At 57.5% G+C, this 12635-nt stretch carries 10 protein-coding genes; 8 read left to right on the top strand and 2 right to left on the bottom strand.

All coding sequences use genetic code 11. The features are described 5' to 3' along the window. The first annotated feature begins 6 nt into the window (after nt 1-6). From thiS to IQ241_RS23625, 4 genes are all read left to right on the top strand, one after another. Complete coding sequence (thiS, locus tag IQ241_RS23640) at nt 7-216, top strand: sulfur carrier protein ThiS (RefSeq protein ID WP_193912002.1); 210 nt, start codon at nt 7-9, stop codon at nt 214-216. Nucleotides 217-407: 191 nt separating this feature from the next. Further along, complete coding sequence (locus tag IQ241_RS23635; protein ID WP_193911998.1) at nt 408-1361, top strand: DUF1517 domain-containing protein; 954 nt, start codon at nt 408-410, stop codon at nt 1359-1361. A gap of 192 nt (nt 1362-1553) precedes the next feature. Then, entirely contained in the window at nt 1554-2651 is a 1098-nt protein-coding gene (locus tag IQ241_RS23630) for a YdcF family protein (protein ID WP_193911996.1), read from the top strand. Between the two features lie 111 nt (nt 2652-2762). Next, nucleotides 2763-4508 (top strand): ABC transporter ATP-binding protein, encoded by a 1746-nt coding sequence (locus IQ241_RS23625; RefSeq protein WP_193911994.1) that lies wholly within the window; start codon nt 2763-2765, stop codon nt 4506-4508. A gap of 20 nt (nt 4509-4528) precedes the next feature. Here IQ241_RS23625 and IQ241_RS23620 read toward each other — a convergent pair whose 3' ends face one another. After that, complete coding sequence (locus tag IQ241_RS23620; protein WP_193911992.1) at nt 4529-5320, bottom strand: MlaE family lipid ABC transporter permease subunit; 792 nt, start codon at nt 5318-5320, stop codon at nt 4529-4531. A 238-nt stretch (nt 5321-5558) separates the two neighbouring features. Between IQ241_RS23620 and IQ241_RS23615 the strand changes: the two genes are divergently transcribed. From IQ241_RS23615 to IQ241_RS23605, 3 genes are all read left to right on the top strand, one after another. Beyond that, nucleotides 5559-5858 (top strand): hypothetical protein, encoded by a 300-nt coding sequence (locus IQ241_RS23615; protein WP_193911990.1) that lies wholly within the window; start codon nt 5559-5561, stop codon nt 5856-5858. A gap of 87 nt (nt 5859-5945) precedes the next feature. After that, nucleotides 5946-7550 (top strand): M16 family metallopeptidase, encoded by a 1605-nt coding sequence (locus IQ241_RS23610; protein ID WP_193911988.1) that lies wholly within the window; start codon nt 5946-5948, stop codon nt 7548-7550. A 56-nt stretch (nt 7551-7606) separates the two neighbouring features. Then, a complete protein-coding gene (locus tag IQ241_RS23605) occupies nt 7607-9085 on the top strand; it encodes a M16 family metallopeptidase (RefSeq protein WP_193911986.1) in 1479 nt (492 codons plus the stop codon). A 329-nt stretch (nt 9086-9414) separates the two neighbouring features. Here the strand turns inward: IQ241_RS23605 and IQ241_RS23600 are convergent, their stop codons facing one another. Then, nucleotides 9415-10260 (bottom strand): DUF1206 domain-containing protein, encoded by an 846-nt coding sequence (locus IQ241_RS23600; protein WP_193911984.1) that lies wholly within the window; start codon nt 10258-10260, stop codon nt 9415-9417. 441 nt (nt 10261-10701) lie between these two features. Here IQ241_RS23600 and IQ241_RS23595 point away from each other — a divergent pair, with 441 nt between their 5' ends. Continuing rightward, the gene (locus IQ241_RS23595) at nt 10702-12564 is read left to right on the top strand and encodes an NAD(P)H-quinone oxidoreductase subunit F (RefSeq protein ID WP_228022036.1); all 1863 of its coding nucleotides are present in this window, start codon (nt 10702-10704) and stop codon (nt 12562-12564) included. The last annotated feature ends 71 nt before the right edge of the window (nt 12565-12635 follow it).

Raw genomic sequence — 12635 nt, 5'->3', positions numbered from 1 at the left:
CCCCCGATCTCGCTGCAGGTCAACGGCGAGCCGCAAACCTGCGCTCCGGCCACGCCCCTAGCCGATTTTCTCACCCAGCTAGGGCTCAATCCTAGGCTGGTGGCAGTGGAGTACAATGGCGAAATTCTGCCGCGATCGCGCTGGCAAACGACCCCGCTGGCGGCGGGCGATCGGCTCGAAATCGTCACCATTGTTGGCGGCGGCAGCGGTGGCTAGCACGACCTCAGCGGGGTACGGATATCCCTCCCTGAATCGGCTCTCAGCCGCTGATGCCGAGCTGAGAAAGGCGTTAAAGTAAAGTTATGCAAAGCGCCGTTGGCTGGCATTGGATCTATGCTGAAAGCAGGTTAGCGCGGTTCAGGCTGTAGCCAGCGGAGATCGACTTACAGGTCAGATATCAAAAAACTATGTTGACAAAACTCAAAACCTGGATTAGGCCTTGCCTGAAGACGCTGCTCGTCTTTGGGCTGGCGGCAACGCTGGTCTTCAGCCAGGCCGACGGGGCGATGGCCGCCCGGGGCGGCCGGATTGGCGGCGGCAGCTTCCGCGCCCCCAGCCGCTCCTACTCGCCGCCCTCCCGCTCCTATCGGGGCACGCCTGGCGGCGGCTACTACCCCGGCGGCGGCTTCGGCTTTCCCTTTATCCTGCCGTTCTTCGGCTTTGGCGGCTTTGGTGGGCTGTTTGGGATTTTCTTCGCGATCGCGATCGCCAACTTTATTATCCGCAGCTTTCGCAGCGCTAGCGGTGAAGAGGGTGATGGCTACGGCGGCGGTGCCGCCAACCCGACCGTTTCTATTGCTCGCCTCCAGGTCGGTCTACTGGCCGATGCCCGCAGCCTCCAGCAGGACCTGAATCGGATTGCCCAGACAGCGGACACCGGCTCGACTGAAGGACTGACCCAGGTACTGCAAGAGTCCACCCTGTCCCTGCTGCGCCATCCGGAATACTGGGCCTACGCGGCGGCAGAGTCTGATAAAACCCGGCTGATGGCGGCGGAGCAGGCGTTTAACCAGCTGGCTCTAGCGGAGCGCAGCAAGTTTAGCGAAGAGTCACTCTCCAACGTCAACAGTCAGCTTAAGCAGTCAGCGGCGACTGAGGTCCTGCCGGGTAACAGCGAAGCTCAGCTGGCCGAAGCGCCGGGTGAATATATCGTCGCTACCCTGCTGGTAGCGACCCAGGGCAATCTCACCCTACCTAAGGTGCAAAACGAGCAGGATGTTCGCAAGGCGCTGAGCCAGATTGGTGCGGTTGCCAGCGACCAGCTGCTGGCGGTCGAGGTGCTCTGGTCACCGCAGGCCGAGGGTGAAACCCTGACCTCTGACGAGGTTATTGCTGAATACCCCAATCTCAGGTTGATTTAATCCGACCCGCTGGGGCCTTCCGGCTTGAATAATGGCTTAACTAAAGGGAGCTAGCGTGCTGGCTCCCTTTTGCAATGGCGCTCGCCTAGTCGAAACGGGTCGATTGTGCTTAACTTTGGAACAACGCCCCCGAACCCCTGCGCCTGCCGAATGAGCCAAACTCCCTGATTGGTCTGCGCTGATAAAAGCAACATGCTGGTACTGCTGACCCGACTACTGCTGTGGGCCTCTCTGGGGCTGCTGATCTGGTATCTTCTGGTGCGGATTATCCCCCGGAAGTATCTCACCTGGTTTGGCGGCTTCATCGTTCTAGCGCTGATCCTAGCCTCGTTTCTCGATCCCAACGATGAGACGATTGGGACAGTCTGGCAGGTGATTTCACTGCCGCTGACGCCCTTAGGTTTGGCGGTAATCCTGCTGGGGTTTTCGCTCAGCGAAGGGGTGCGCAAAGTGAAGGGGACTCAGGTCGCGATCGCGTTGGCGATCCTGCTATTTTCCAGCGTTCCGATTCTCGCTCGCACCCTGGTGGGGCAGGCCGAACAGTCCGTCCAGCAGGCCTTTGATAGCCGCCGAGAAATCTGTCAGGGCGTCTGCCCAACCGATATTCCGGGCGTCGCTAATATCGGGCAGGCGGGCGCAATCGTGGTGCTGGGCGAAAGCTCGGGTTTGGACGGCACCAGTACGCCTTTTCGAACCAATGAAGACTCCAGCTATAGCGCCATCCTGACGCCGCGGCTGCTCTATGCTGCCGACCTCTACCGCCAGGCCAGAAGTCAGGGCAGCAACCCCTTTGTGATTGTGACTGCCGGTTCAACCGGCAACGACGAAGCGCGCAACGAACAGCGGCAGGCCATTCTAGATGTGCTAGGCAGTGCTGGCGTGCCGGGTGGGGTGGTCCAGATTCAGAATTCGGGGCTGAATGCCCGCCAAGCGGCCAGGGACGTAGAAGGATTTTTACAAAATCAGCAGGTGATTCGGACTCGCGCTTCGCGCAGTGAGCGAGAAAGCCCCCGGATTGCGCTGGTCGCCCCCGCCATCTCGATGCGGCGGGCAGCATTGACCTTTGAAAAAATGGATTTGCAGGTGATTGCTCGGCCTACCCACTTTTTTACGTCGGAGGGGGGGCGCGGCGGCGATGTGCTAGCCCGACTGCCCGATGTTCTGCCTAGCGTCAGCGCTCTGGAGCTGACAACGCGCTACTGGAATGAGCTGCTGACGTCAATCTATTATTTTCTCCGGGGCTGGCTGCCCAGCTTTAACTTCGGCTGGGATTCAAACATCGAGATTTAGCTCAGAGATTTAGCCTCATCTCACCCCTGCAACCGGGCCGCCCTCAGTCCAATGGAAACGTTAGGATGAAACAGTTCAGCCTGAACGGTTTCAACTAAGGGTGCTCTCTGCATGGCCCAGTCTAAGTTCAGCCGCCTAGCGGCATATCTCAAACCGCACTGGCGGCAGGTGGTGCTGGGGTGCGGCGCGCTGCTAGTCGTGAATGGCCTGGGGGTGTGGATCCCACAGCTCATCGGCAATGTCGTTGATGAGCTGGACATCAGCTTTAGCTTTGCCCGGATCTTTCGCTATGTTCTGCTAATTTTGGGCCTGGCGTCGCTGATGTGGTTTATCCGCATGGCCTCTCGGGTGACGCTGTTTGGCGTGGGCCGACAGGTCGAGTTTGATCTCAAGCAGCGGATTTTTGAACATTTGCTGACGCTGGAGCCCGCCTACTTTGCCCGCAACACGATCGGTGACCTGATTAACCGGGCCACCAGCGACGTAGACAATATCCGGCGGCTGCTGGGCTTCGCCGTGCTGAGCATCGTCAATACGATGTTTGCCTATGCCTTGACGATTCCTTTCATGTTTAGAATCAGCCTCAGGCTCTCCCTAGCAGCCCTGGCGATTTATCCGGTGATGCTGGTGCTGGTCAGGCTGTTTGGCGAACGGCTGCGGCATCAGCAGCTCCAGGTGCAGGAGCGAATTTCTGACCTCAGCGACCTGATCCAGGAAGACATGAGCGGCATTTCGCTGGTCAAAATCTACGCTCAGGAAGAAAATGAGCGCCGGGCCTTTGCCGAGTTAAATACCCACCTGCTGACGGCCAACCTAGCCCTGGCCAAGACCCGCAATACCCTATTTCCCCTGCTGGGCGGACTGGCAAGCATCAGCTTGGTGATTATCCTGGCGCTCGGGTCGCGGTCGATTGCCAGCGGACAGCTCAGCGTGGGCGGTTTTGTTACCCTGATTTTGTATGTAGAGCGGCTGGTCTTTCCAACGGCGCTGCTCGGCTTTACGATTACTGCCTACCAGCGTGGCGAGGTCAGTATCGATCGGATTGAGGCCATCTTTGAGGTGCAGCCAAAAATTCAAGATACCGCTGCTGCCCTCACCCTGTCTGAGCCGGTGCGGGGCCAGCTGACCGCCCGGGGCCTCAGCTTTAGCTATCCCAGCTCAGACCGACCGGCTTTGGACCAGGTCAGCTTTGAAGTGCAGCCCGGCGAACGGGTGGCGATTGTTGGGCCGATTGGCTCGGGCAAGTCCACCCTGGCGATGGCGCTGCCCCGGCTGCTGGAAATTGCGCCAGGGCAGCTCTTTCTAGACGACAAAGACGTGACGGAGATTGCCCTGGCCGACCTGAGGCGGGCGATCGCGTTTGTCCCCCAGGACAGTTTTCTGTTTAGCACCACGATCAAAAACAATATTCGCTATGGCGATCCCCTGGCGGAGCAGCCCGAGGTCGAGCAGGCCGCCAAGGAAGCGCAGATTCGAGACGAAATCCTCACCTTTCCCCAGCAGTATAAAACCCTGGTCGGCGAGCGCGGCATCACGCTCTCCGGCGGCCAGCGACAGCGGACCGCCCTCTCCAGAGCCCTGCTGGTCGATGCGCCGATTCTGGTGCTAGACGATGCCCTCTCCAGCGTCGATAACCAGACCGCAACTCAGATTTTGGATAACCTCTCTAGCGAAGCCCAGCAGAAGACGGTGATCTTTGTCTCCCACCAGATGTCGGCGGCGGCCACCTGCGATCGCATTTTAGTCATGCAGCAGGGCCTGATTGTCCAGGCCGGCACCCACGCCGACCTAATCGCTCAGCCGGGTCTCTACCAGACGCTTTGGGACCAGCACAAGCTGAAGGAAGGACTGCGATAGTCGATTGCAGCCGAGCCCAACTACATGCCCAACAGGGCGCTGCCCGTTCCCTGAAACATCAGCCAGGAGAGGAAGAAATTGCTGATGAAGATGGCCAGCAGCGCCGTTACGACAGCCGTCGTGGTGGACTGGCCGACGCCCTTTGCCCCGCCAGTGGTAGTTAGCCCCCAGCTAGAGCCAATGATCGCGATCAAAATGCCAAAAACGACGGCCTTGGTGATGGCGCTGGCCAGGTCCCAAATCGTTAAGAAATTGCGGGCGGAATTCATAAATACGGTGTAGGAAATGCCGTAGAGATTGGTCGCAATCAGCAGCCCCCCACTCATGCCAGTAATAAAGGCCAAAATGCTGAGCAGCGGCAGCATCAGAGCGCAGGCTACTACCCGGGGAATGACCAGATAGTCCACCGGATCGCTTTGCAGCATTTGCAGCGCGTCAATCTGCTCGGTCACCCGCATCGTGCCAATCTCAGCGGCAAAGGCAGAGCCCACCCGCCCAGCCAGGACAACCGCCGTTAGTACCGGGGCCAGCTCCCGCGCCAGGGTCAGCGCCAGCACCCCCCCAATCGCCGTTCCCGCGCCAAAGTTAATAAACTCCCGCGTCACCTGGATGGTGAACACCATGCCGACAAAGATCGCGGTAACCAGTGCGATCACCAGCGACTCTGGCCCTACCGCGGCCATCTGCTCCAGCGTATTGCGGCGGTGAATGGGACGGGAGATCAGATGGATCAAAACCTGCCCACCTAGAAGGATAGCGGCCAGTAAACGCTGGCTCCACAGAGCTAGGCTGGACAGATAAAAATTGGCCATAGGGCAGGGGGATTGAGCGGTAGGACGGCAGCCAGGGATCTCGTTTATGAGAAAGCGGGCCGCACGGGGATAGATTTCTGAAAGAGATGTGGCATCTCTTCAAAACGTTTCTTGACTGAAACTTAAGTTTTTTCAAGATGGCGGATTGATCGAATGCCAGCGCCTAAGGTGGGATTGGATTGAAACCTACGGGTTTAGTCCCAGCCGTTTTTAAGCAGCCGTTCTGTTTCATTCTGCCATGGCTACCCTACTCCATTTTTTACGGTCCCTGGCGATCACCCTGCTGGTCAGCTTTCTCATTCCCCTCAGCGGACTGGGCCTGCTGCTAGGACTTTTGAACCTGGGCCAGCTGTCGCCAGCGGCGACCGCTAGCAGCGTTGCCCTACAGCAAATGCTGACGTTCTTGTCCGTGTTCGGCGGCGGTGATCCGGTTCAGGGCATCGTTGTGATTGGCCTCGCCGCCAGCCTAGTGGGCGGCCTATTCGACGCTTTTGCAGCTTACAAACACCCCAATCTGCCTGATCTGAAGGAGTTCTAAGCGCCAGCCGGAGTTTTTTGAAACTTAATTCCCCATTTGCCGCAAAAATTTCTATGCTGGTAAAGTTGTTTTGCGTGCTGAATTTCTATGGGATTTTTCCCACGGGCGTTAGGTCTACCGGAGTCCATCGGGCAAAAGCATAGACCGCTTCGGGTATTGGCTTTAGCTTTGGCAATTGTGCTCGGGGTCTGGTCATGGTCTCCGGCAGCAGCGCTGGCGAGAGCGGGGCAGCTCCAGGCGGCTGGGCCAGCAGCTGGCACTATCCAGCCCTACCTCGATCGGGTATCGGATGAAGTCACGGAGTTTACCCTTGCCAACGGCATGAAGTTTATCGTGCTGGAGCGCCACCAGGCACCGGTGGTATCGCTGATGCTCTACGCCAATGTCGGGGCCAGTAACGAAGCCGATGGTAAAACCGGAATCGCCCACTATCTAGAGCATTTGGCCTTTAAAGGCACCAGCCAAATCGGCACGCGCAACTACCGGGCTGAACGGCGGGTGATGCGGTCGTTAGACCGGGTATTTGAGCAGCTGCTGGCGGCTGAGGAAGCCGGTGACGAGGCTAGCGTCGCTGAGCTGCAGGCACGCTTCGACAGTTTGAAGATGGAAGCGGCCGATTTCGTCGAGCAGAATAAGCTCGGCCAGATCATTGAGCAGGCCGGCGGCCAGGGGCTCAACGCGACCACGTCGGCAGAGGCGACCCGCTATTTCTATAGCCTGCCGTCCAATAAACTCGAGCTATGGATGTCGCTGGAGTCTGAGCGCTTTCTAGACCCGGTATTTCGAGAATTTTACGAAGAAAAGGAAGTCATTTTAGAAGAGCGCCGGATGCGGGTCGATAACTCTCCCATCGGCACCATGATCGAGCGGTTTCTGGAAGTTGCCTTTGACCAGCACCCCTATCGCCGCCCGATTATCGGCTACCAGGAGGACCTACGGACGGCGACGCGGGAAGACGTCCGGCAGTTTTTTGATACTTACTACGGTCCGAGCAATCTGATCGCCGCCGTTGTCGGCGACGTCGATCCGGCTCAGGTCGAGGCATTGGCTAGCGCCTATTTTGGCCGCTATGAGGCTCGCAGCGCCCCGCCCGATGTCACCGTCATCGAGCCCGAGCAGACTGAACCCAAGTCTTTTACGCTAGAGCTGGCGTCTCAGCCCTGGTATCTGGAGGGCTATCACCGGCCGGGAATCAATGATTCAGACAGCGTCGTCTACTCGATGATCGACAATATTTTAGTCGGCGGTCGCACCGCTCGCCTCTACAAGGCGCTGGTCGAGCCGCAGATTGCTTTAGATATCGGCAGTGCCAACGGCTTCCCCGGTGACAAGTACCCCAATATCCTGCTGCTCTATGCGCTGACGGCTCCCGGCCATACGGTCGAGCAGATTGCTGAGCGGTTGGAAGCAGCGCTGATCCGGCTCCAGCAGGAGCCGGTGACGACCGAGGAGCTTGATCGGGTCAAAACCCAGGCCCGGGCCGGGCTGCTGCGATCGCTCGATTCCAACGCTGGGATGGCGGCGCTGCTGACCGAGTACGAAGCTAAAACCGGCAGCTGGCGTAATCTCTTCCAGGAGCTAGCCGCGATCGAAGCGGTGACGGCGGCAGATGTGCAGCGGGTCGCTCAGATTGCCTTCCAGCCAAGCAACCGGACCGTGGGCAAGCTGCTCTCCCAGCCCGAGTCGCCCTAGCCACCCATGGGCAGCCTCAGATTGGCCTAGACCTTTAGAAAAAGACTTAACCCTCCATGCGTTTACGCGATCGCAACCGCCTCTTTTCCCTGCTGGTTTTAGCCATGGCCAGCCTGAGCGCCATGCTGCTGCTGAGCTGGCCGACTGCTGCTCAGGCAGTGACTGCTCAGCACTACACCGAGCTTGAATTTCCGCCGCTCGATGAGATTCAGATCCCCGACTACGAACGCTACGAGTTAGACAATGGCCTGATCGTCTATCTGATGGAAGACCATGAGCTACCGCTGATCTCCGGATCGGCCACCTTCCGCACCGGCGACTACCTAGTCTCAGAGGCCCAGGTTGGGCTCAGCGGCATTACTGGCGAAGCCATGCGACTGGGCGGGACTGAAGCCTATCCACCCGATCAGCTGAGTCAGCTGCTAGAACAGCGAGCAGCTTCGGTTGAGACGGGCTTTGACACAACCAGCGGCAACGCTAGCTTTAACACCCTCAGCGAAGATCTGGACGATGTGTTTGCGCTGTTTGCGGATGTTGTCCGCCGACCGGCGTTTGCCCCCGATCAGGTGGAGCTGGTCAAAAGCCAGTTCCGGGGCGGCATTGCCCGCCGTAATGATAACCCTGACGATGTGACGACTCGGGAATTTAAGCAGCTGATCTACGGCAAAGCTAGCCCCTACGCCCGCACGGTAGAATACGCCAGCTTGGACAACATTAGCCGAGACGACGTGGTTGATTTCTACCAGTCTACGATTCGACCTGAAGGCACCATCCTGGGAATAGTGGGCGATTTTGACCCAGCTCAGATGAAGGCCCTGATTGCGGAAGCGTTCGGTGATTGGCAAGGGCAGGGGCAGCCGACGATGCCTAAGCCGCCCGACGCTAGCCAGAAACAAACCGGCGTCTTTGCGGTGGAACAGCCACAGCTGACTCAGAGCTACATCCATATCGGGCATATCGGGGGCGAGCTGCGCAATCCCTACCATGCTCCCATGGTGGTGCTGAACGAAGTACTGAATGGTTTTGGCGGCCGCCTATTTAACGAAATTCGCTCGCGCCAGGGACTGGCCTACTCGGTCTATGCCTTTTGGAGCCCGCGCTACGACTATCCGGGCATGTTCATCGGCGGTGGGCAAACCCGCTCTGAGGCAACGGTGCCGTTTATTCAGGCGATGCTTAAGCAGATTGAGCAGATCCGGCAGGAGCCGATCTCTGAGGCTGAGCTCCAGTATGCCAAAGATGCCGTGATCAATGGCTTCGTCTTCAACTTTGACACGCCAGATGATACCCTGTCGCGGCTGATTCGCTATGAGTACTATGGCTACCCGTCGGACTTTGTCTTCCAATTTCAAGCGGATGTCGAAAGCGCAACCATCGAACAGGTCCTGAAAGCCGCCCAGACCAATCTCAAACCCGAGCAGCTGGTGACTATCGTGGTGGGCAATCTAGCGGCCATCCAGCCTGCCCTGGATACTCTGGGAGAGGGGATTGTGGTCACGCCCGTTGACATTGCGATTCCGCCGCCGTCCTCATAGCTTTTCATTTAACAGGCATACCCTGCCATCGTGAAGAAAACATTAACGGTCTAGACAGGGGAGAGACATAAAGTTAAAACCGTAGAGGACAATGATCCTACGCGAAGCACTCCGTTACATGCCTGATTCCAGATCCGATGCAGTCTCACAAATGAGTCGAATGTCTATGCTTGAGCATCAGAATTTGCGCCAAAATTTGCGCCAAAATTTGCGCTGGTGGCTGGTGGCATTCATCCAGCTATTAGCGCTCTCCGCTGCGCCAGCCATTATCAAGCTTTTTCCACCCTCTCTATAAGTTTTTTAAGCTTTCTCTGCCTCTAGCCCATCTTCTACCCTTGCCTAAACCGTCGGTAAAATGTTGCAAAAAACGTGTACAGGCCATAGGCTAGGAAGCCAATCGCAATTAAGCTAAGTCCCGATGCTTCATAGGTTTCAGACTGAAGCATTTCAAGTGCCTTTTCTAAACCACCGGCCGAGGCCGATGACGAAAAAAAACCAGCTTTAATCAGGCCGCCGCCAATTACCGTAAAGGCAATGCCCCGAGCGATGTAGCCCACCTGGCCTAACCAGACCGCAAGCTGCTTTAGGCGACTGTCGCAGGACGATTTGAACTCGCTGATATAGGCTCCGGTTACTGCTCCGTAGATGTAGGTCAGCCCGACTGCGATAACCAGCACCCCGCCAGCCTCAATCAAGAGTTCGCCAAGCGGGAAGGCCATGACTTGGACGGTGACGTCTTCAACCGTATCATCGGACTGGGGCCAGGTTTCGAGTAGAAATTCCAAACTGCCATAGGCAATGCTACCGTAGCTCATGCCGCTGATCCCATAGCCCAAGCGTTGCAGAATAGCCTTCCCATCCAAGGAGCGGTCGTGCTCGGGGTCTGCTACGGCCTGAATCAATCGCCAGACGGCATAGCCCGCTAGCCCAACCGAGAGGGCCACAATCAGCAATGTCCCAAAGGGCTGACGGGCCAGCTGCACAAAGACGCCCTCGGCGCCTAAAATCCGTACGGGACCGCCCAGCGCCGACTGGCCAGCGAACAGGCCAATCAGGCCGTATAGCAGCCCTTTAGCAAAATAGCCCGAGCGGAACCACCATCGCACAGGCCACCAGCTTGAGAGACGCTTCATGAGCCGCTGAAGCACCTTGATATAGAACCGAACATTAGTCACTGAGAGACCTTGACCTAAACCTGAAAGAGGTCTTTTTAGTGTATGCGATGGGTTCCCCTTGACCGTGCTGTAGGCATTGGTCCAACTGTTCCTGATGATTAAAGTTGGCTATTGCGATCGCCGAAGGCCCAGATATTTAAGTTGAGTGGTGTCTCAGTCACCTACGGTTAATGTGGAACGTATTTCGCACGAATCGCAGCGGTCACCCGTGTAACAAAATAGGGAGAACCAGGGTCTGATAAGCTTGCTTTAACCTTGAAATTAGATTTTCGTGACTAAATTAGGCTGAATGGTCTAAGCCATTCTATCCAGCCTGGCTTTACAATAGATTTTTAGCAATCACAAATGGATTTTAGATAGACTTGAGTAAATCAGGTTTTTAGCCTATTGCTATCTATTCTCTGCTCCCCGTCTGACCTATCGTCCTCTGTCATTTAAGAAATGCTGATTACTGATTTCTGGTTAAGTTCGGCCTGGTTAGTTCCCCTGTATCCCCTGGCGGGAGCTTTGCTGGGTCTGCCCTGGTCACCTGGGATTATTCGGCGCACGGGTCCGCGACCAGCGGGCTATGTCAATTTATTAACGACGCTAGCCGCCTTTGTCCATAGCGTATTGGGACTGCTCGCCGCCTGGGGACAGCCCGCCCAGCGGCTTGAGCTGAGCTGGCTACAGGTGGCAGACCTGACTATTGCGCTGCCCTTTGAGCTATCGGCGCTATCGCTGGGGGCGGCTGTGGTCATTACCGGCGTCAACCTACTGGTGCAGATTTACGCCATCGGCTACCTCGAAATGGACTGGGGCTGGGCGCGGTTTTATGCCTTGCTGGCCCTATTCGAGGCTGGGATGACCGCTATTGTGCTGGGCGATTCGGTCTTTTTCGGCTATATGATGCTGGAGATCTTGACCTTAGGTACCTACCTGATTGTGGGCTACTGGTTTAACCAACCGCTGGTGGTGACCGGCGCGAGGGATGCCTTTTTAACCAAGCGGGTCGGCGACCTGGTGCTGCTGATGGCAGTGATTGCGCTTTATCCGCTGGCAGGGACCTGGAGCTTTAGCGAACTAGCCGACTGGGCAGAGCAAGCGACACTTTCCTCGACCACGGCGGCGCTGCTCGGGCTGGGGCTAATCGCCGGGCCGATGAGTAAATGCGCTCAGTTTCCGCTACACCTGTGGCTGGATGAGGCCATGGAAGGGCCACTGCCGACCTCAATTTTGCGGAATGCCACGGTCGTACCGGTAGGGGCCTGGGTCCTGATCAAGCTGGTGCCAGTGCTATCGCTGTCGCCGCTGGTCTGCCAGGTCACAATCGCGGTTGGTGCCATTACTGCCGTCGGCAGCGGCCTGATTGCCTGTGCCCAGATCGACATCAAGCGGGTGCTGTCTTACCTGGTCAGCGCCTTCATGGGACTGGTCTTTATCGCGGTGGGGGCGCAGCAGGCTGGGGCAGCCTTTTTTTTGCTGCTAACCTACTCGCTTGCGATGGCCACCCTGATGGCGGCGGCAGGCTCAATTATTTTGACCTGCATCACTCAGGATGTGACTCAGCTCGGCGGCCTGTGGTCGCGTCGCCCGATCACGGGGCTATCGTTTCTAATCGGTACCTTGGGGCTGATTGCGATGCCACCTCTGGGAGGATTCTGGTCGATGCGATCGCTGGTCAACGGGCTCTGGCAGGCGGGCGATTGGGGCCTGATCGTGGTGGTGCTAGGGGTGAACTGGTTGATGGCTTTTGGCCTGATGCGGGCCTTCGCCCTGATCTTCACCGGGCCAGTTCAGGTCATGAGCGCTCGCGCCCCCGAGCCGATCTGGCTGATGGTGATACCCATGATGGTCCTAACTGGGCTGACACTGCATATCCCGTTCATTTTGAAGTCGCTAGCGCTGCTGCCGGTCTGGCAGGCGGCGGTGAGCAGTGCCGGGCTGCTGCTGTTCTGGTCGGCCTTTATGGGCGCTGTCATTGGCTATCTGCTCTATAGCAATCGCCAGCGCTTTCAGCCGAAGCTGCTGCCTCAGTGGCTGGTGGACCTGTTTGCCTACGACTTTTATACGCCGACGCTCTATCGCAACACGGTAGTGCTGGCGGTGGCGGCCCTGGCCCGGCTGGGCGACTGGCTCGACCGCTACGTCGTCGATGGCCTGGTCAACTTTGTCGGCATCGCCTCCCTGGCCGGAGGTGAGACTTTAAAATACGGCAACAGCGGGCGATCTCAGTTTTATCTCCTGACAATTGCAGTTTGCGTCGTGCTGGTCACGCTATTCATGGGCTGGCTCTATCTGCCGGTGCCATTGGGTGATTTGTGACTTGTGTAAGCGTCTTTTCGCCGATTTGAACCTTTCTCTACCCTCCACCTCCCCACCCTCCACCTCCCCAT

The organism is Vasconcelosia minhoensis LEGE 07310, from assembly GCF_015207255.1.
In the GTDB taxonomy this organism is placed as follows: Bacteria; Cyanobacteriota; Cyanobacteriia; order Phormidesmidales; family Phormidesmidaceae; genus Vasconcelosia; species Vasconcelosia minhoensis.
Note: the sequence above shows the minus strand (reverse complement) of the source record. Positions and strands in the feature narration are given on the sequence as shown.

Bases quoted from the DNA above. Each gene is read 5' to 3' on its own strand.
- IQ241_RS23635 (WP_193911998.1), top strand. From the start codon at position 408: ATGTTGACAAAACTCAAAACCTGGATTAGGCCTTGCCTGAAGACGCTG.
- IQ241_RS23630 (WP_193911996.1), top strand. From the start codon at position 1,554: ATGCTGGTACTGCTGACCCGACTACTGCTGTGGGCCTCTCTGGGGCTG.
- IQ241_RS23625 (WP_193911994.1), top strand. From the start codon at position 2,763: ATGGCCCAGTCTAAGTTCAGCCGCCTAGCGGCATATCTCAAACCGCAC.
- IQ241_RS23620 (WP_193911992.1), bottom strand. From the start codon at position 5,320: ATGGCCAATTTTTATCTGTCCAGCCTAGCTCTGTGGAGCCAGCGTTTA.
- IQ241_RS23615 (WP_193911990.1), top strand. From the start codon at position 5,559: ATGGCTACCCTACTCCATTTTTTACGGTCCCTGGCGATCACCCTGCTG.
- IQ241_RS23610 (WP_193911988.1), top strand. From the start codon at position 5,946: ATGGGATTTTTCCCACGGGCGTTAGGTCTACCGGAGTCCATCGGGCAA.
- IQ241_RS23605 (WP_193911986.1), top strand. From the start codon at position 7,607: ATGCGTTTACGCGATCGCAACCGCCTCTTTTCCCTGCTGGTTTTAGCC.
- IQ241_RS23595 (WP_228022036.1), top strand. From the start codon at position 10,702: ATGCTGATTACTGATTTCTGGTTAAGTTCGGCCTGGTTAGTTCCCCTG.